The following is an 18,042-nucleotide window of genomic DNA, read 5'->3' on the forward strand; positions in this document are numbered from 1 at the left end:
TGCCATGACTGCCCAGATCCGCCCCTCGCTTGCGGCCTGTCCGGCCTGTGTCGCGGTCCCGCAGGACGTTGCTGAACAAGCTCCGACCGAGGCGCGGCTGGCGCTGTCCTTGCCCGGCATTCACTGCCAGGCCTGTATTTCAGCGGTGGAGCGGGAGCTGAACGCACACCCCGGCATTCATTCCGCACGGGTCAATCTGACACTTAAGCGGGCGCTGATTGAGGCCGAGCCGGACCTGCGCGCCGTGGATCTGATCCCGGTACTGCAAAGCATCGGCTACGAGGCGCACGAACTGGATCTGGCAGCGCTGGCTGCCACCCGGAACGACAAGGCGGGACGTGACCTGCTGATGCGGCTGGCGGTGGCTTTCTTTGCCTCGATGAATGTGATGCTGCTGTCGGTCTCGGTCTGGTCCGGAGCGTCGGATGCGACACGGGACATGTTCCATTGGATCTCTGCCGCCATCACCTTTCCCGCGATCATCTTCGCAGCACAGCCGTTTTTTGCCAACGCCTGGAGCGCGCTGCGGGTCGGGCGCCTGAATATGGATGTGCCGATTGTGCTGGCGCTGGTTCTGGCGCTGGTCACCTCGCTGTGGGAGACGTCGCTGTCGGGCGAACATGCCTATTTCGATGCCGCCCTGACACTGACGTTCTTCCTGCTGGCAGGCCGCTATCTGGATTACCGCACCCGTGCGGTTGCGCGCTCGGCCGCTGAGGAGCTGGCAGCACTGGAAGTGCCCCGCGCGATCCGGCTGCTGGACGGCGATGAATACGAGGTGCCGGTGGCGGATCTGGCGATTGGCGATCTGATCCTGGTGCGCCCCGGCGGGCGGATGCCGGTGGACGGTGCGATTGTCGAGGGGCGGTCGGAACTGGACCGCTCGCTGCTGACTGGCGAGACGCTGCCGGTCTTTGCGGAACCCGGTCTGGCGGTGTCAGCCGGCGAGGTGAATCTGACCGGCCCGCTGACCATCCGGGCGACTGCGGTGGGGGAGGATACCTCGCTGCACCGGATGACCGATCTGGTCGCCATCGCTGAATCCGGCCGCTCCCGCTACACCTCGCTGGCGGACAGCGCTGCCAAGCTTTATGCGCCCGGCGTTCATATCCTGTCGGCGCTTGCTTTTGCGGGCTGGTATCTGTGGACCTTCGACATCCGCATGGCGCTGAATATTGCCGCGGCAGTGCTGATCATCACCTGCCCCTGTGCGCTGGGTCTTGCGGTGCCTGCGGTGACCACCGCTGCCTCGGGCCGGCTGTTCAAGAAGGGTATGCTGATCAAACACGCCACTGCGCTGGAGCGGCTGGCGGAGGTCGATACCGTGGTCTTTGACAAGACCGGCACGCTGACAGCCGGCACGCCGCAAGTGACCAATCTGAGCGATCATGCCCGCGCCGATCTGGAGATCGCGCTGGCGCTGGCCGAAGGGTCTTCGCATCCGCTGTCGGTGGCATTGAGCCGCGCGGCGCGGGAGGTCGGGATCAAGCCGGCCAGCGTGCAGGAGATCGCCGAGGTTCCGGGCTATGGTGCCGAGGGGATGTTCCGCGGTGCCCGCGTCCGGCTGGGCCGCGCGGCCTGGGTCGGTGCCACGCAGGGCAGCCAGACCGCGGCCTGGCTCGACAGCGGGGCAGGGGCGGCTAAACCCTTCCTGTTTACAGATGCCCTGCGCCCCGGCGCAGCGGAGGCTGTTCAGGCGCTGAAGGAGGCGGGCAAGGATGTGCTGCTGGTCTCCGGCGACACCACAGGTGCGGTGGAGGATCTGGCCGGGCGGCTGGGCATCGCCAAATGGGTGGCCGAGGCGCTGCCGGCTGACAAATCCGCCCGTGTGCAGATGCTGACAGAGCAAGGCAAAAAGGTTCTGATGGTTGGCGACGGCCTGAACGACACCGCGGCGCTGGCGGCGGCGCATGTGTCAATCTCGCCTGCATCCGCGCTGGATGCGGCACGGGTGGCTTCGGATATTGTTCTGCTGGGGCAGGATCTTTCCCCGATTGCCGAGGCCTGCAGCGTGGCGCAAAAGGCAACCCGCCGGATCCGCGAGAATTTCCGTATTGCCACGCTGTACAACGTGATTGCAGTGCCCCTGGCGATTGCCGGGCTGGCAACACCCTTGATTGCGGCGCTGGCGATGTCTACCTCTTCCATCACAGTCTCTCTCAATGCGCTGCGGCTGCGATAAGCCGGCGCCAGCCACAACGGACCTGAAGCCATGAGCGTCCTTGCCTATCTGATCCCGATTTCACTGATCCTCGGCTCGGTCGGGCTGGCGGCGTTCTTTTATACACTGCGCAGCAACCAGTATGACGATCCGGAAGGCGACTCACGCCGGATCCTGAGCGATGAGTGGGACGACAAGCCCAAGCCGTGATGCGGGCGGCCTGCGCCTGTGTGAATAGCCAAACCCTCCCGCCCCTGCAGGTGCCCTGGCTGGCGCCAGAGCCCCTTGGCAGCGTTGGGCGTGGCACCGCGCAAAGCGCGGTGCCACGCCCAACGGCAGGAAGTCTTTTCGCAGAAGAGGCTGACGGCGGGCGGGAGAAGCTGGCTTGCTCGGTGTTTCCGGCATGAAAAAGGCGCCTCTGGGGCGCCTTTTGTTCTGCAGTCTGTGCCGTTCGCGTCAGGATGGGCCGATCGGCTTGCAGGTTACGTTGCGGGCATTCAGGCGGCGGCAGGCGAGTTCCGCCTGATCCTGGCTCATGCCGAGGAAATTGGCTTCGAACCCGCGCCGGGTCTTGGCCACCTTGCGCAAGGAGCCGTCCAGTGTTTCCAGCTCCGACAGGGCCGTGCGCAGCAGAACCTTCTCGGCCTGGTAACGGCTGGTGTAGAGGCCGACATTGACACCCCAGTAACGCCCGCCGGAAGTGGAAAGCCGGGTCACAACCACTGGTTCCGGTTCGGGCGAAGCGTTCGCAAGGGCCAGGCTGGCCGGGCGGGCCACGGGCCTCAGCCCGGTGAAGGGCACCTTTTGCACCGCAGCAATGACAGTGGCTGTTGCGGCTTGGGCTTGGGCTGGCGGCGCGGGTTCTGCCTCTGCTTCGGCGAGGGCAACGGCAATGCTGTTGCGGATGGCATCGCCCTGCACGGCACCTTCGGCACTGACGGTCTGGACATTTTCGATCTGCTCCGCTTGCGGTGCGGTTTGTGCCGTGTCCTCAGCAGCTTCGGCCGGCGGCGTCTGCAGGGCTTCCTCAAGTGCGGCTACCAGCACCGGCGACTCGGTGCGGCCCGGGCGCGTCTTGGGCCGCAGGCTGGTGTTGACCTGGCCGCTGACCCGGATGGTCTTGCCCGCAGCACCTTCGCTGCTGCCGCTGTCCCCGGAGTCTGCTACTACTACGCCTGCACCTTGGTATGCGGGGCGGCGCGGCTTGCGCAGGGCGGCACGCGAAGGGGCGCGGCGGAAGCCGAGATCCAGCAGTTCCGCCACTTTGGCATTGCGCGCGGTGGAGGATTTGCCGCCGAACACCGTGGCGATGATCCGCTCGTTGCCGCGCTTGGCCGAGGCCACCAGGTTGGAGCCTGCGGCGCGGGTATAGCCGGTCTTGATCCCGTCGGCGCCGCGGTAGCTGGCCAGCAGGCGGCGGTTGGTGTTGGGCACTTCGCGCACGCCGGCATGGGTCGTGCGGCGGGAGAACAGGTTGTAGTATTCGGGATAGTCATAAAGCAGGTGCCGCCCCAGCGTGGTCATGTCGCGCGCCGTCGACATATGCCCGCTGGCTGTGAGGCCATGGGCGTTCTTGAAGGTGGTGCGGCTCATCCCCAGCGCCTTGGCGGTGCGGTTCATGCGGCGGGCAAAGGCCGCCTCGGAGCCGGACAGCGTCTCGCCGATGGCGGTGGCGGCGTCATTGGCGGATTTCACGGCTGCGGCGCGGATCAGATAGCGAAAGGCAATCCGCTGGCCGGAGCGCAGACCCAGTTTCGAAGGCGGCTCGGCAGCGGCATTGCGGCTGATTTTGACTTTGGTCTCAAGCGTGATTTCGCCGTTCCGCACCGCCTCAAACGCGATGTAGAGGGTCATCATCTTGGTCAATGATGCGGGATGCAGGCGGGTATCGGCATTGCGCGAATGCAGCACTTCGCCGGTGCGGGAATCAATCACCATCGCCGCATAGGGCGCCGCAGCGGCCTGGTGCGGCTGGAGCGCCAGCACAAGTGCTGCGATAAGAAATACCGCGGCTGCCCTCAGGAACCGGGTACAAGAATCCCGGCCTGACGCCGGATTGACCTGCGTGATCACTGCCATGTTTGCCTCATGCCGCCGGTTTTCCGGCTGACGTTTTTGCCTGTGACCGAAAGCCTAACACAGGGTTACTGAGGAATAAACAGCGGTGACACACGCCATTCAGCGCTATGCGCGCCATCCTGCCGGCATCTTGTGGGGGTGTTCAGCGGCTCCTCTAGATGCAGTAAGTGCTAACAGAAGGTTACCGAAAAAAGTTGTGTTTTCCAGATCGCGCGTTGGCCGAATATCACCCCTGCAGGCCGTATAGACCGGGTCTGAGCCGTTAACCTGCGTGAAAATTGGTCACGTAGAAGGGAGTGGAATAGCTCAGGCCAAGGGAAAATTCGCAAGGCTGGGACAATTGCGCCTTGATGCGGGATTCGAGATCCGCCAGCAGGGCCTTGGAAAATGCTTCGTCCCGGTGCGGCTTGGTCAGCAGGGCCACAGTGATGGCAATGTGGCTGTGATGGAACTGCGCTGCCGGATAGGCCCGGCCCTTGCAGGCCCCGGCGCCGCTGTCGTGTTGCAGGATCACGGACTCGATCTCGGCCAGGATGGATTTGGCGTCGATTTCCAGATCGCTGGAGAATTTCAGTTCGGCATGCGGCATCTATCCGGCGTCTCCGCTTTGGGTCGGCAAAGGGATAGCTGGCCGGAACAGGTCCGTCCAGCATCCAATCCCCGGCACTGTCAGCAAAGGCTGTTTACCAAACCCGCCAGCCCGCTCAGATCGGCAATCTCGGTATAACGGGGGTTATGCTCGGGGGCTTCGGCGTGTTCGACCTCCCAGACCAGCCCATGCGGCACATAGGTGCCCCAGGCGCCGGCGCCGATGGCTGCAACCACGTCAGAGCGCATGGAATTCCCAACCATCATCGCGTGCGCTGCCCCGTCGCCGTGGCGGGCGAAGATGTCCAGATAGACCTCCGGTGTTTTCTCCGAGACCACCTCGACGCCGTCGAACAGCTCCCCCAGGCCGGATTGCGCCAGCTTGCGTTCCTGGTCCAGGAGGTCGCCCTTGGTGATCAGCACCACAGTGTAGCGGCCGGCCACGGCCTCAACCGCTTGGCGCGCATGGGGCAGCAGTTCGATGGGATAGGAGAGCATCATCTGCCCTGCAGTGATCAGTTCCTTGATCACAGATGCAGGCACCTGTTCCTGCGTCACCTCGATCGCGGTTTCGATCATCGAGAGCGTGAACCCCTTCACCCCGTAGCCATAGCGCCCCAGATTGCGCTTTTCGGCGTCCAGAAGCAGCCGTTCCAACCGCTCCGGGCCGACGTCGGCGGGGGTGTGATCCATCAGCAATTCGGCGAATCTTTCCTGGGTGACGCGGAAGAACCGTTCGTTGTGCCAAAGGGTATCGTCGGCATCAAAGCCGATTGTTGTCAAATTACGTATCAATCTGCGGGTCTCAGTCTCTTTTCCTAAACAGTATAGAGGCTATATAAGCGTCACAGGAAATTCCACGTATCAACGGATCAAATTGCTTATGCCGCTTCAGCACATCATGATGACCGACCATTCAGACGACGATATCGAATCTGGCGTCCTGACCAAGACGCGGCCGAAAACCAAGCGCCCGCCGCGCTATAAGGTGCTGCTGCTGAATGACGACTACACACCGATGGAATTTGTCGTCCTGGTGCTGGAGCGGTTCTTTGGCATGACCCACGCGCAAGCGTTCGAGATCATGCTGACAGTGCATAAGAAAGGCGTTGCCGTGGTTGGTGTGTTCAGCCATGAGGTGGCTGAGACCAAGGTGGGACAGGTGATGGATTTCGCCCGCCGCCAGCAGCACCCGCTGCAATGCACCATGGAAAAAGAAGAATAAAGAGGCCCTTAGATGTCCGTTCGCCTGTCATTGGCCGCCCAATCGGGCGGCTTTGCTGTTCCGTCAGAGGGCCGCATCGCCGTGTTTCATCCGCGCAGCGAGCACGACCTGTCAGCCCTGCCCAAGGAGCAGCTGCTGATCGTCCAGCCGCTGCGCCCCGACCACGATCATTTTGCCGCGCTGGGCTATGCCTGCACCCCGGCACTGGAGGCGGACGAGGCGCTGGCCGCTGCCGTTGTCATTATTCCGCGTGCCAAAGCGCTGGCGCGGATGCTGATCGCCCAGGCGGCGGCAGCGACACAGGGGCAGGTGCTGATTGATGGCGCAAAGACTGAGGGCATCGATTCGATTCTGAAAGATCTGCGCAAGCGTTGTGAACCCTCGGTTCCGGTTTCCAAGGCGCATGGCAAGGTGTTCTGGATCGACGGCGGCACCGATTTGTCCGAGTGGCTGCCGGCGGAGCCGCAGCAGGTTGAAGGCTTCACCACCGCGCCGGGCGTGTTCTCGGCGGATGGAATCGACCCGGCGTCCCGGATGCTGGCTGCGGCGCTGCCGCAGAAGCTGGGCCGTTGTGTGGCTGATCTGGGGGCGGGCTGGGGGTATCTGTCGGCTGAGGTGCTGACACGCGAGAGTGTCGAGGAGCTGCATCTGGCCGAGGCGGATTACCACGCGCTGGCCTGCGCGCGGCAGAATGTTGCGGACAGCCGGGCGCAGTTTCATTGGGCGGACGCCCGCACATGGAAGGCGCCGGGCACAGTGAACACCGTGGTGATGAACCCGCCGTTTCACACTGGCCGCACGGCGGAACCGTCGCTGGGTCAGGCGTTCATCGGGGCAGCAGCAGCGATGCTGGCGCCCTCGGGCAGCCTGTGGATGGTGGCCAACCGGCATCTGCCTTATGAGGTGGCACTGGGTGAACGCTTTGCCCAGGTGCGCGAGGAGGGCGGTGACAACCGTTTCAAGATCCTGCATGCGGCGCGGCCGAAACGGCGGCGCAAGTAACCGCGTGCGGGGCGCAATGCCGGTTTCCAAACCGGCAGGCCCGGTCTAACGTGCGGCCCTGAGTGCTACAGGCCAGATTTTTGCAGGCCAGATTGTTACAGGGGAGTGCCCTTACATGTCCTTTTCGATCTCCGGTAAAACCGCCATCGTGACTGGGGCGTCCAGCGGCATCGGCCTGGCGATAGGCAAGCAGTTTGCCGATGCCGGCGCCAATGTGATGTTTGCCGACACCCATGAGGCGCAGCTGGTGGCCGAACTGGGCGAGCAGGCCGAGGAAAGCAATATCCGCTATTTCGCAGGCGACCTGCGCGAACGGCTGACCATTGCCAATCTGCTGTCGGCCACTATCGATGCCTTTGACGGGGTGGATATCCTGGTCAACGGTGCGCGCCAGATGGTGGCAACTGATCCGCTGGACCCCGCCGATGACACCCTGGATCAGCTGCTGATGCAAAGCCTGCTGCCCGCCGTGCGCCTGTCGCAGCAAGTGGCCAAGCGGATGATCCGGCAGGGCGAGGAAGACGAGGACAGCAGCGGCCCGCTGGGCAGTATCATCAACCTGTCCTCCATTGCCGCGCGCCGCACCCACCCTGAGCTGATGGCCTATTCGATCGCCTCTGCCGCGCTGGATCAGGCGACCCGCTCCCTGTCGGTGGCGCTGGCGCCGCACAAGATCCGGGTGAACTCGATTGCCTTCGGCTCAGTGATGAGCGCGTCGATGCGGACCACCCTCAAGGACAACCGCAGCTACCGCCAGGATATCGAGGCGCATACCCCGCTGGGCCGTATTGCCTCGCCCACTGAACTGACCGAGACGGCGCAGTACCTGGCCTCTGACGCCTCTGGTTTCATGACCGGCCAGGTGCTGACGCTGGACGGCGGCCGCACGCTGCTGGATCCGGTGGCGGCACCGGTCCACTGATCAGAAAGACCCTGTATGACTGCTGAGATGAAGACCGAAAAGGCCCAGGCTGCTGCCTGGTTCCGGGACCTGCGCAACCAGATCGTTGCGGCGTTCGAGAGGCTGGAGGACAGCCACAGCGAAGGCCCGTTTGCAGATATGGCGCCGGGCCGGTTCGAGGTGACAGAGACCACGCGGACGTCGGATGACGGATCAGATGCGGGTGGCGGGCTGATGAGCGTGATGCGCGGCGGCCGGGTGTTTGAGAAGGTCGGGGTCAATATCTCCGAGGTGTACGGCACCCTTGGCGAAAGGGCGCAAAACGCGATGGCGGCGCGCAAAGGCATTCCGGGGATGAAGGACGATCCGCGGTTCTGGGCCTCGGGCATCTCATTGGTGGCGCATATGCGCAACCCGCATGTCCCGGCGGTGCATATGAACACCCGGATGTTCTGGACCCCGCACGCCTGGTGGTTCGGCGGCGGCTCGGATCTGAACCCCTGCATTGAATACGATGAGGATACCGCGCATTTTCACGGGCAGCAGAAGGCGCATCTGGATCCGCACGGCGCGGACCAGTATCCGCGGCTGAAAGAATGGGCGGATGAGTATTTCTACATCCCCCACCGCAAGCGCGCCCGCGGGGTGGGCGGCATCTTCATGGACGACCAGAGCTCTGGCGATTGGGCGGCGGATTTTGCTCTGACCCAGGATATTGGCCGCGCCTTCCTGCCGGCCTTTGTGCCGCTGGTCGAAAAACGCCGGGTGCAGGCGTATTCCGAGGCAGACAAGGATGCCCAGCTGATCCATCGCGGCCTCTATGCAGAATACAATCTGGTCTATGACCGCGGCACCAAATTCGGGCTGGAAACCGGCCATGACGCCAACGCGGTGCTGATGAGCCTGCCGCCCCTGGCGAAATGGGTCTGAGCCAGCCGCAGCTGTGACAAACTGAACGCGCCGCCTGCAAAGCGGCACGTTTCTTCCTGCGGCGGATTTATGCTGATTTCCCGCCTTCAGGCGCGACTTTGCGCCACCCTGCGCTAAGGTGAAAAACAACAGGCAAAGAAAACAGCAGTTTTTCACGAGGCGAGGCAGGGAGCAGATCACATGCGCAGATTGGTTCTGGGGATTCTGGCAATGGCACTGGCGGCGGGGTGCGGCGGGCCGCGGGACAGGGCGGTGAATGCGCCGGAAGTCACCCGCACCGAACCTGCCAATGGGCGGCTGTCCGGGTTGCGGACATATCCCCGGTTCGGCGACCGTGATCCGCATGCGTGGGAGGGGCGCAAGCCCTGGTCCTATCCGGTTCATGGCATCGACGTGTCGCGCTATCAGGGAGAGATCGACTGGCGCAGGGTGCGCCGCTCAGGCGTCTCATTCGCCTACATCAAGGCCACCGAGGGCGGCGATCACACCGACGCGATGTTCCGCGACAACTGGCGCGGCGCGCGGGCCGCAGGGCTGAAACGCGGCGCTTATCACTATTATTACTTCTGCCGCCCTGCGGCCGAGCAGGCGCGCTGGTTCATCCGCAATGTGCCAAGGGATGCAAACGCACTGCCGCCGGTGCTGGATATGGAGTGGAACCACCGCTCCCGCACCTGCAGAACACGGCCCGACGGCGCCAAGGTCAGGGCCGAGGCGCGCAAGTTCCTGAACATTCTTGAACGTCACTACGGCAAGCGCCCGGTGGTTTACACGACCGTGGACTTCTACCGCGACACCGGCATCGGGCGCCTCAGCGGCACCGAGTTCTGGCTGCGTTCGGTCGCGGGCCATCCGCGCAAGGTCTACCCGGGTGAAAGCTGGAGCTTCTGGCAGTATTCCGGCACCGGTGAAGTGCCGGGGGTGGCGGGCGACGTGGACCTCAACACCTTCCGCGGCAGCCCGGAAAGCTGGCTCAGGTGGTCGGGGCAGATCTAAAGCGTGACGCAAGGGGACATTGCCCCCTTGCGCCTTGGGCGCTCCTTGATGCCGGCGTCCGATCAGAAGGGAAAGCTCTAGCCTTGGACGGGCAAACACCGACGCGGGCCGCCGCTTTAGCCGTGGCAGGCACAAGCATTATCCCGGCAACCGGCCACGTGATTTATGCGGTTGCGTTCTCCACCTCGCCAGTTGTGGCGATCTACACGAAAACCGGTCGCTGGATAGAGGGCATTCTGGGCGTGTATTTCTGCTTTGCCAGCTACAACCCGTAACCTGCCGGGGTTGACCCCAATGGCAGGTGTGGGCTCGTTCCGGCTGCTTCCCTCAATAGGTTAAGCTTGGCCAATTTTTGCAGCCTGGAGGAATTGTATGGCAAAGAACGATTTTGATGAGCTGATGCCGGTTGGCTTCGATATGGAAGGCCAGTTTGTTTTACGCAGGAAAATCAAGCGGCTGGCGCTGCTTGCGACGTTTCAAGACCTGCCGCGCTGCATAGCCGGCATTGAAACCTGCATGAGTGCGCATTTTGTCAGCCGCTCGTTGCGCGGGCTGGGAATTGAGCCTCGGATCACTCCTGCGATCTAGGTGAAGCCGTTCAAAAAAGGTCAAAAGAACGACTGCAACGTTGCCAAAGCGATTGCGGAAGCGGCCCTGCGCCCCAACCTCAAGACAGTGTCCGGGAAGGCGCAAGATCAGCTCGACCTGCAGGCGTTACACCGGGTTCGGGCCTGCCTCGTGTTGCACCGGACGGCAACGCTGAAGCAAATCCGCGCCTTTCTGATTGAACAAGGTATTACTGTCAGGCGGTGTGCGGTTGCGCTGTGCAACGCGCTCCCAGCCATTCTCGGCAGCCTCAGTGAAAAGCTGTCCCTGCGCATGCGCAAGCTGATTGCCTGCCTTCAGCACGATTGGATATGACTGGACGAGCGGATCAAAATGACGGCTTCTGAGATCAAGGCCGTCAGCATATCCCGGACCGGCAGTCAGCGCCTGATGACCATTCCCGGCATTGGACGGCAAACTGGCCCGGATCGCCTGCAGCATCCTGAACTCCGGGAACGCTTTTGATTGGAAGGAAAAAGAAACAGCGGCTGCGATTTTATCAGACCTCAGCCGCAAACGGTGTTCGTAAACCTCAAATGCATGGAACGGAAAAAGACGCACCCAAAGTCTGAGAGACCAAATGGTCATCATCGATCCCGGTAGCACTAATGAGACAGCGGCGCGTGCGCACATCCAACAGGGCCGCGGCAATCAACAGGTCGATACACAGGCCGTATACATATCAGCGACTTCCTGAGAACGCGCAATTGAACATTTGCGAACTGCAGCCGGTACATAACCATGGGCTCTTCCGTCTCCTTCGCCGCTCCAGGCTTCCAGCAGGGGCGGCACGATTGAAGCAAACCCGCCCTGTTCAAGGAGAAGGAACCTGACGTGTTTCTTGAATTTGCTTCCTTTGTCCGGTGGCACGATAAACCCAATTGTATTCATAACCCCGCGGATCTGGTTCGAAGGCTCAATCGCAATCCTGATCAACCGGGAATGCGCGGCCACGTGAGTGCGGGTTGGCATGCTGTCAAACCCTTTCACACGCACCTCGCGTAAAAACCCGGCCTCGGCGGGATGGGTCAGGCCGTCAGCATCGTTCATGCCGGTCTTGTTTGCGGCCGGATCCAGCATTGCTTTGGCATGGCGGGCATCGTGACGGCCTTCGGCGGTGCAGTATGACGAAAGCGGCTCTAAGCGGTCCTTATAGGTGCGGATGCGCCCCGTAGTCCCGATGCGTTGGCTCTGGAGATGCATCATCGTTGGCCGTTTTCTGTATTTGATCCGAAAGCGGGTCGAACAATGCTTCAACAAACTCCATAACATCCGCAGAATCGAAACCCGCTGGAATATGACAGCCGAGAGCTTTCTGAATGCCGTCGGCGTCACTTCAATCCTGGTCTGGCTGCGGCCTTTGCCGACATAGCCTTGTTGCCAGCGGGAGCCTTACCCGGACCTGTGTTTGGGACATGTGATGAAAATAATAGCGCAGCCGGAGATCCCATGCTGATCTAGGGTTTCCGGGAGCGTGCTGATGCCACAAGACACTGTCCGTGCTCCCGGCTTGGAGACATCCACAGCTATCGTGACAGGAGTGGCGGAAGGCATGCCCTGGCGGAGCAGTCCGTCGCGGATCCGGGGTGCCTGTCCCACCGACATATAAAAGACAATTGTGGTTCCGGGCTTTGCATACCGGGCGCAGTCGGGCAGTGGGTCTCCGGCCCTGCATCTAGCGGTGGTCAGCACAAGCGTGTCCGACACGCCACGTTCAGTCAGCGGCAGGCCCGTCTGCGCCGCGGCAGCGCAGGCGGCGGTCACGCCGGGTATGATTTCCGTTTCAATTCCGGCCGCGCGGGCGGCGGTCAGTTCTTCGGCTGCACGGCCAAAGATGCCGGGATCCCCCGATTTCAGGCGCACGACACGCCGGCCCTTCAGTGCTTCTGCCACAATGACCGCGTTGATCCTGTCCTGCGGCCAGGCGTGGGCGCCGACGTGTTTGCCGACAAAGACCCGTTTGGCCGCAGCCGGGGCCAGTTCCAGGACCTCTTCATCAACCAGGCGGTCGTAGAAAACCGTGTCGGCCTGCTGCAGCCGTTGCATCGCGCGCAGAGTCAGCAGGTCGCGTGCGCCGGGGCCTGCGCCGACCAGGGCAAGCGTGCCCGGTGCGGTTTGATGTGCCGGAGAATCTGTCATTCGGAACCGTCCTATTCTGCGGCTTGCCTGAATGGGCGCCGCGCCAGCAAGTCAGCGATGTCAGGGCGGCAGGAGCCGCAGTTCGTGCCCGCCTGCAAGGCGGCGCCGACGTCTGCAACGCTCATCAGACCACCGTTCTCAATGGCGTGCAGAATGGTGTTGGCCCCTACGCTGAAGCAGGCGCAAACCACTGGGCCGGGGTCGGGCTGGTCTGCTGCGGGACTGCCGGTCAGCACCCCTGCCGCGCCGGTTCCCGGCAGGCCGGCCAGGTAGTCCCGGCTGACCGCCACCGGTTCCGGCGCTGTGAACAGTGCTGCCATGAACTTGCCATCCTGAAACAGGGCCAGCCGGGTAATGCCCTTGCACCTGTCTGTCATCATTTGCGCCTCGGCCTTCGGTAGGGCAAACAGGTCCCGCGCGGCGGCCTCCGGTTCCGAAAGGGAGGCCAGCCCGGCGAGTTCTGCACGGTATCCGGCCTTGGTGCGTGCCAGGGCCCAGTAGTCCGCCACCGGTTTCATCGGCAGGCGCGAGACTGCAAACCCGTACCAAGCTGGCTGCCAGCGTTCCGCCGCAACAACCGTTGCCTTGCTTTCGGGCTGTCCCGAAACCGGATCGACGGCGGCGGCGACAAGCCTGTCAATGCGGGCAGAGGGGGCGGTTTCGCCGGTCCAGTGTATTGGCACGAATAGGTCTCCGGGCTGCACATCTGCCGTGATCCGGGCGCGCAGGATGGCCTGCCCGTGCGGGCTGCTGAGGCGCAGCAGATCCGCAGGTTTCACCCCAAGCGCCCGGGCGTCCTGCGGATGGATGTCGGCAAAGGGCTCTGCCAAATGTCCCGACAGGCGCGGCGCCAGCGCGGTGCGTGTCATCGTGTGCCACTGGTCCCGGATGCGCCCGGTGTTCAGGCGGAACGGGTAGCGGCGGCCCTGCGCGGCTGCCGGAGGGCAGCAGCGGACCGGTAGCATGCGGGCCTTGCCGTCCGGGTGAAAGAACTGCCCGTCTGCAAAGAAACGGCCGCCTTGGCGGCTGCGGCTGACCGGCCAGCGCAGCGGGAGCAGATCGTCGTAGTCCTGGCCGGAGATCGCGGCGAGGCCGGAGATGTCGAAGTCCAGCCCGAAGCTGCCGGCAAGGCCGGACAGCGCTGCGTGCTCGCGGAAGATCTCTGCAGGTGTCTGATAGCCGAACGCCGCGCCCCAGCCCATGCGCCTGCCTGCGTCTGCCAGAATGTCCCAGTCGGCACGGGCCTGGCCGGGCGGCGGCAGAACGGCACGCTGGCGGCTGATTGTGCGGTCAGAATTGGTGACCGTGCCGTCCTTTTCCGCCCAGGCGGCGGCGGGCAGCAGCACATCCGCCAGCCGGGCGGTGTCGGTTGCGGCGGTGATATCGCTGACCACGGTGAAATCGCAGGCTTTGATGGCGGCGGAGACGGCATCGGCCTCCGGCATGGTGACGGCAGGGTTGGTGTGGATGATCCAGAGCGCCTTGAGCCGCCCGTCGCCCGCGGCGCGGAACAGGTCGACAGCCTTCAGGCCCGCCCGGTCCGGCATCGCGGGAGCGCCCCAGAACTCCTGCACCGCCGTGCGGTGGATTACATTTTCCAGATCCATGTGGCAGGCTAGCATATTGGCCAGCCCGCCTACTTCGCGCCCGCCCATGGCGTTGGGCTGGCCGGTCACCGAAAAAGGCCCGCTGCCGGGCTTGCCGACCCGGCCGGTGGCCAGATGGCAGTTCAGAATCGCATTCACCTTGTCTGTCCCGGACGTGGACTGGTTCACGCCCTGGCTGAAGATGGTCACCACTTTTTCCGTGCGCATCCAAAGGTTGCAGAAGGCTGCGATTTCGCTGTCAGACAGCCCTGTCACCGCGGCATCGGAAGCAAAGGCGGTTTCCAGCGCCTCACCGAGCCCATTCACGTTACGCAGGTAATCCGCGTCCAGCGCGCTGCCTTCGTAGAGGGCAGCCAAGAGCCGGTTGAACAGCGCCACATCGCTGCCGGCCCGTAGTTTCAGATGCATGTCGGCCTGATCGCAGCTCGCCGTGCGGCGCGGGTCGATCACCACCAGCTTGGTGCCGCGCGCCGCGCGCGCTGCCAGGATGCGCTGGTGCAGCACCGGGTGGCACCAGGCGAGGTTGGAGCCGGTCAGGACGATCAGATCGGCCTGTTCCAGATCGTCATAGGTGCCTGGCACGGTGTCGGTGCCAAAGGCGCGCTTGTGTCCCGCAACGGTGGAGGCCATGCACAGCCGCGAGTTGGTGTCGATGTTTGCCGAACCGAGAAAGCCCTTCATCAGCTTGTTGGCGACATAGTAATCCTCTGTCAGCATCTGCCCGGAGAGGTAGAAGCCGACGCTGCCCGGGCCGTGCTTTTCCACGGCCTGCCGGAACTTGGCGGCTACCAGATCAAGTGCGCTGTTCCAATCGGTGTCCTGCCCGTTCACCCGCGGCGCCAGCAGGCGGCCCTCCTGTCCCAGTGTTTCCCCCAGCGCCAGCCCCTTGGAGCAGAGCCGCCCGCGGTTGGCCGGGTGATCGGGGTCGCCGCGTACCGCCAGCCCGCCCATGCCGTCCGGACGCAGCAGCACGCCGCATCCAGTGCCGCAATAGGGACAGGTGGAGCGGGTTTCCTTGCAGCTGGCGCCCATCATCACGCCGCGCTCCGCTTGCCGATGGCTGCGCCGTCGATCAGCAGGCGGCCTGACTCAATGCGCAGCGGATAGGTCTCGATCCGGCCCGCGTCGGCGCCCTGCGCTTCGCCGGTGTTCAGATCGAACACCCAGTTGTGCAGCGGGCAAGTCACACTTTGCCCATGCACGATGCCTTCGGACAGCGGCCCGCCTTTGTGCGGGCAGCGGTCGTCGGCAGCGAGGACCTTATCCTCGGTGGTGCGGAACAGGGCGACGCAGCCGACGGGTGTTTTCACCACCCGCGCGCCGTGAAGGGGGATATCGCTGATGTGTCCGATGTCGATCCAGCTCATTCCGCAGCCTCCAGTGTCAGATTGGCAAGGGGGGCGTATTGCGCCCGAGTGATGCTGTCCTGCGCGTGTACGGCCCAGGGGTCCTTGCGGTAGATTGATTGCGACAGCTGAAACCGCTCCGCCAGCGCCTTGCGGTTCTCTACATCCTCCACGATCTGCTCCCTGATCCAGTCGAGGCCCACCTTGGCCAGCCATTTGTAGATCCGGTCCAGATACCGGGCGTTTTCGCGGTAAATCTGGGTCATCGCCGAGATCACTTCGATCGCCTCGTCCTCGCTCTCCACCTTGCACAGAAGTTCTGTGCCCTTAATCTCCATGCCCGCAGCACCGCCGATGTGGATCTCATAGCCGCTGTCGACACAGACCACGCCAATGTCCTTGCAGGTCGCCTCAGCACAGTTGCGCGGGCAGCCGGAGACCGCCAGTTTCAGCTTGTGCGGCGTCCAGGAGCCCCAGAGGTGCTTTTCCAGCTTGATGCCCAGCCCGGTACTGTCCTGGGTGCCGAACCGGCAATGGTCGGTGCCGACACAGGTTTTCACCGTGCGCAGCCCCTTGGAATAGGCATGGCCCGACACCAGCCCGGCCCGGTTCAAATCCGCCCACATCGCAGGCAGGTTCTCGCCCCTGACGCCCAGCAGGTCGATGCGCTGGCCGCCGGTCACTTTGACCGTCGGCACGTCGTATTTGTCGGCGGCATCTGCAATGGCGCGCAGCTCCTCCGGGGTGGTGATGCCGCCCCACATCCGCGGCACCACGGAAAAGGTGCCGTCCTTCTGGATGTTGGCGTGCTTGCGCTCGTTCACAAAACGGCTTTGCGGGTCGTCGCGGTATTCCAGCGGCCAGTCGGCCAGCAAGTAGTAGTTCACTGCCGGACGGCAGACATGGCAGCCGTTCGGGGTGGTCCAGCCCAGCTCCTGCCAGACAGCGGCCTGGCTTTTCAGCTCTTGCGACTTGATCAGGCGGCGGACATCCTCGTGCGTGTGGCTGGTGCAGCCGCAGATGGGCTGGGCCTGGGGCGCCGCATAGCCATCACCCAGGGTCACGGCCAGCAGCTGCTCCACCAGCCCGGTGCAGGTGCCGCAGGAGGCGCTGGCCTTAGTCTGTGCGCGGATTGCGCCCAGATCGGTGGCGCCGCTTTCGATGGCGCTGGTGATCTGCCCCTTGCATACGCCGTTGCAGCCGCAAATCTCCGCCTCAGGCGGCAATGCTGCAACGGCTGACAGAGGGTCCGCAGAGGCGCCCCCCTGGTAGGCCGGGCCGAAAATCAGCGTCTCTCGCATCTCCTTGATGTCCGCGCCGTCCTTGATCAGCCCGAAGAACCAGCTTCCGTCGGCGGTGTCCCCGTACATCACGGCACCAACCAGCCGGTCGTCTTCGATGACCAGCCGTTTGTAGATGCCGCGGGCGGGGTCGCGGAAGACGATATCCTCGCGGGTCTCGCCCCCGGCAAAGTCGCCCGCGCTGAACAGGTCGCAGCCGGTCACCTTGAGCTTGGTCGCCAGTTCCTTGACGGCAAAGGCATTCGGTGCGCCCAGCAGGCTGTCGGCAAGCACCTTGGCCTGATCGTAAAGCGGCGCGACCAGGCCAAACAGGTGGCCGTCAAACTCCACGCATTCGCCCACCGCATAGATATCCGGGTCGGAGGTCTGCATCTGCGCGTTCACCTCGATCCCGCGCGCCACATCCAGATGCGCGTCAGTGGCGAGGCGGGTTTCCGGGCGGATGCCCACCGCCATCACCACCAGATCGGCGCCCAGCGTCTCGCCGCTCTCCAGCAGCACCGCCTCGGCGCGGTCTTCGCCCAAGATCGCCTTGGTGGCGGCCTGGGTCTTCACGGTGATGCCGCGTGCCTCCAGATCCTTGCGCAAGAGGTAGCCCGCGGCCTCGTCCAACTGGCGCTCCATCAGGTGGCCCGTCAGATGCAGCACGGTCACATCCATACCGCGTTCGCTGAGCCCCGCGGCGGCTTCCAGGCCCAAAAGCCCGCCGCCGATCACCACTGCCTTGCCGCCCTTGGCAGCGGCATCGATCATCGCGTTGGTATCGTCCAGGTCGCGGTAGGAGATCACCCCCGGCAGATCGTGGCCCGGCACCGGGATGATGAAGGGAGCAGAGCCGGTAGCGATCACCAGCTTGTCGTAAGGAACATGCCCGTTCTCGCCCTCGACCACTTTCATCTCAGGGTCGATCTTCACCACATGCTCGCCGAACCGGCAGGTGATGCCGCGCTCCGCGTACCACGCGTCCGAGTGGGTGACGATATCCGCATAGGTCTTCTCACCCGACAGCACCGGGCTCAGCATGATGCGGTTGTAGTTGCCGCGCGGCTCGGCGTTGAACAGGGTGATATTATAGGCGCCGGGGTCGGCATCGAGCAATTGCTCGATCACCCGGCCCGAGGCCATGCCGGCCCCGATGATGACGAGTTTCTGGGTCATGTC

At 63.7% G+C, this 18,042-nt stretch carries 16 protein-coding genes and 1 pseudogene; 9 read left to right on the forward strand and 8 right to left on the reverse strand.

Annotated features, from left to right (window positions below; translation table 11 throughout):
* Nucleotides 1-4 precede the first annotated feature (4 nt).
* Nucleotides 5-2,182: a heavy metal translocating P-type ATPase gene (locus tag ETW24_RS03500; RefSeq protein WP_129369769.1), complete on the forward strand. Its 2,178-nt coding sequence runs from the start codon at nucleotides 5-7 to the stop codon at nucleotides 2,180-2,182.
* A gap of 30 nt (nucleotides 2,183-2,212) precedes the next feature.
* Complete coding sequence (gene ccoS, locus ETW24_RS03505) at nucleotides 2,213-2,371, forward strand: cbb3-type cytochrome oxidase assembly protein CcoS (protein ID WP_027257996.1); 159 nt, start codon at nucleotides 2,213-2,215, stop codon at nucleotides 2,369-2,371.
* A 246-nt stretch (nucleotides 2,372-2,617) separates the two neighbouring features.
* On the opposite strand, the gene ETW24_RS03510 is transcribed toward ccoS, so the two are convergent.
* From ETW24_RS03510 to ETW24_RS03520, 3 genes are all read right to left on the reverse strand, one after another.
* Nucleotides 2,618-4,240, reverse strand: a complete 1,623-nt coding sequence (locus ETW24_RS03510) for a D-alanyl-D-alanine carboxypeptidase family protein (RefSeq protein WP_129369770.1) — start codon at nucleotides 4,238-4,240, stop codon at nucleotides 2,618-2,620.
* A gap of 262 nt (nucleotides 4,241-4,502) precedes the next feature.
* Complete coding sequence (locus ETW24_RS03515) at nucleotides 4,503-4,829, reverse strand: hypothetical protein (RefSeq protein ID WP_129369771.1); 327 nt, start codon at nucleotides 4,827-4,829, stop codon at nucleotides 4,503-4,505.
* Nucleotides 4,830-4,909: 80 nt separating this feature from the next.
* Nucleotides 4,910-5,623 carry an HAD family hydrolase gene (locus ETW24_RS03520; protein ID WP_129369772.1) on the reverse strand — a complete coding sequence of 238 codons (714 nt, stop codon included), beginning with the start codon at nucleotides 5,621-5,623 and terminating at the stop codon, nucleotides 4,910-4,912.
* A gap of 106 nt (nucleotides 5,624-5,729) precedes the next feature.
* Here ETW24_RS03520 and clpS point away from each other — a divergent pair, with 106 nt between their 5' ends.
* The 7 genes and pseudogenes from clpS to ETW24_RS24670 all read left to right on the forward strand — a co-directional run.
* The gene (gene clpS, locus ETW24_RS03525; RefSeq protein ID WP_129372831.1) at nucleotides 5,730-6,053 is read left to right on the forward strand and encodes an ATP-dependent Clp protease adapter ClpS; all 324 of its coding nucleotides are present in this window, start codon (nucleotides 5,730-5,732) and stop codon (nucleotides 6,051-6,053) included.
* A gap of 12 nt (nucleotides 6,054-6,065) precedes the next feature.
* The gene (locus ETW24_RS03530; protein WP_129369773.1) at nucleotides 6,066-7,055 is read left to right on the forward strand and encodes a class I SAM-dependent methyltransferase; all 990 of its coding nucleotides are present in this window, start codon (nucleotides 6,066-6,068) and stop codon (nucleotides 7,053-7,055) included.
* Between the two features lie 115 nt (nucleotides 7,056-7,170).
* On the forward strand, nucleotides 7,171-7,977 hold the full coding sequence (locus ETW24_RS03535) for an SDR family NAD(P)-dependent oxidoreductase (RefSeq protein WP_129369774.1): 807 nt from the start codon (nucleotides 7,171-7,173) through the stop codon (nucleotides 7,975-7,977).
* A 15-nt stretch (nucleotides 7,978-7,992) separates the two neighbouring features.
* A complete protein-coding gene (gene hemF / locus ETW24_RS03540) occupies nucleotides 7,993-8,886 on the forward strand; it encodes an oxygen-dependent coproporphyrinogen oxidase (RefSeq protein ID WP_129369775.1) in 894 nt (297 codons plus the stop codon).
* A 180-nt stretch (nucleotides 8,887-9,066) separates the two neighbouring features.
* Nucleotides 9,067-9,882 (forward strand): glycoside hydrolase family 25 protein, encoded by an 816-nt coding sequence (locus ETW24_RS03545; protein WP_129369776.1) that lies wholly within the window; start codon nucleotides 9,067-9,069, stop codon nucleotides 9,880-9,882.
* A gap of 83 nt (nucleotides 9,883-9,965) precedes the next feature.
* On the forward strand, nucleotides 9,966-10,157 hold the full coding sequence (locus tag ETW24_RS24140; protein ID WP_134830672.1) for a hypothetical protein: 192 nt from the start codon (nucleotides 9,966-9,968) through the stop codon (nucleotides 10,155-10,157).
* Nucleotides 10,158-10,254: 97 nt separating this feature from the next.
* Nucleotides 10,255-10,899 (forward strand): annotated as a pseudogene (locus ETW24_RS24670) (IS110 family transposase); the annotation flags it as partial.
* A gap of 240 nt (nucleotides 10,900-11,139) precedes the next feature.
* Here the strand turns inward: ETW24_RS24670 and ETW24_RS25310 are convergent.
* The 5 genes from ETW24_RS25310 to nirB are packed head-to-tail and all read right to left on the reverse strand — an operon-like array spanning nucleotide 11,140 to nucleotide 18,039.
* Nucleotides 11,140-11,823, reverse strand: a complete 684-nt coding sequence (locus ETW24_RS25310) for a hypothetical protein (RefSeq protein WP_205877350.1) — start codon at nucleotides 11,821-11,823, stop codon at nucleotides 11,140-11,142.
* A 57-nt stretch (nucleotides 11,824-11,880) separates the two neighbouring features.
* Nucleotides 11,881-12,627, reverse strand: coding sequence for a uroporphyrinogen-III C-methyltransferase (cobA, locus tag ETW24_RS03565; RefSeq protein ID WP_129369780.1), 747 nt, complete (start codon nucleotides 12,625-12,627; stop codon nucleotides 11,881-11,883).
* 11 nt (nucleotides 12,628-12,638) lie between these two features.
* Nucleotides 12,639-15,269: a nitrate reductase gene (locus ETW24_RS03570; RefSeq protein ID WP_129369781.1), complete on the reverse strand. Its 2,631-nt coding sequence runs from the start codon at nucleotides 15,267-15,269 to the stop codon at nucleotides 12,639-12,641.
* Nucleotides 15,269-15,601, reverse strand: coding sequence for a nitrite reductase small subunit NirD (nirD, locus tag ETW24_RS03575; RefSeq protein WP_129369782.1), 333 nt, complete (start codon nucleotides 15,599-15,601; stop codon nucleotides 15,269-15,271). The genes ETW24_RS03570 and nirD overlap by 1 nt, the downstream gene beginning before the upstream one ends.
* Complete coding sequence (gene nirB / locus ETW24_RS03580; RefSeq protein ID WP_129369783.1) at nucleotides 15,598-18,039, reverse strand: nitrite reductase large subunit NirB; 2,442 nt, start codon at nucleotides 18,037-18,039, stop codon at nucleotides 15,598-15,600. The genes nirD and nirB overlap by 4 nt, the downstream gene beginning before the upstream one ends.
* Between the last annotated feature and the right edge of the window lie 3 nt (nucleotides 18,040-18,042).

The sequence above is a fragment of the Leisingera sp. NJS204 genome (assembly GCF_004123675.1).
Classification (GTDB): Bacteria; Pseudomonadota; Alphaproteobacteria; order Rhodobacterales; family Rhodobacteraceae; genus Leisingera.

Coding starts and splice junctions, on each gene's coding strand:
- ETW24_RS03530 (WP_129369773.1), top strand. CDS start 6,066: ATGTCCGTTCGCCTGTCATTGGCCGCCCAATCGGGCGGCTTTGCTGTT.
- ETW24_RS03510 (WP_129369770.1), bottom strand. CDS start 4,240: ATGGCAGTGATCACGCAGGTCAATCCGGCGTCAGGCCGGGATTCTTGT.
- ETW24_RS03545 (WP_129369776.1), top strand. CDS start 9,067: ATGCGCAGATTGGTTCTGGGGATTCTGGCAATGGCACTGGCGGCGGGG.
- nirD (WP_129369782.1), bottom strand. CDS start 15,601: ATGAGCTGGATCGACATCGGACACATCAGCGATATCCCCCTTCACGGC.
- ETW24_RS03500 (WP_129369769.1), top strand. CDS start 5: ATGACTGCCCAGATCCGCCCCTCGCTTGCGGCCTGTCCGGCCTGTGTC.
- hemF (WP_129369775.1), top strand. CDS start 7,993: ATGACTGCTGAGATGAAGACCGAAAAGGCCCAGGCTGCTGCCTGGTTC.
- nirB (WP_129369783.1), bottom strand. CDS start 18,039: ATGACCCAGAAACTCGTCATCATCGGGGCCGGCATGGCCTCGGGCCGG.
- clpS (WP_129372831.1), top strand. CDS start 5,730: ATGATGACCGACCATTCAGACGACGATATCGAATCTGGCGTCCTGACC.
- ETW24_RS03515 (WP_129369771.1), bottom strand. CDS start 4,829: ATGCCGCATGCCGAACTGAAATTCTCCAGCGATCTGGAAATCGACGCC.
- ETW24_RS03570 (WP_129369781.1), bottom strand. CDS start 15,269: ATGATGGGCGCCAGCTGCAAGGAAACCCGCTCCACCTGTCCCTATTGC.
- ccoS (WP_027257996.1), top strand. CDS start 2,213: ATGAGCGTCCTTGCCTATCTGATCCCGATTTCACTGATCCTCGGCTCG.
- ETW24_RS03535 (WP_129369774.1), top strand. CDS start 7,171: ATGTCCTTTTCGATCTCCGGTAAAACCGCCATCGTGACTGGGGCGTCC.
- cobA (WP_129369780.1), bottom strand. CDS start 12,627: ATGACAGATTCTCCGGCACATCAAACCGCACCGGGCACGCTTGCCCTG.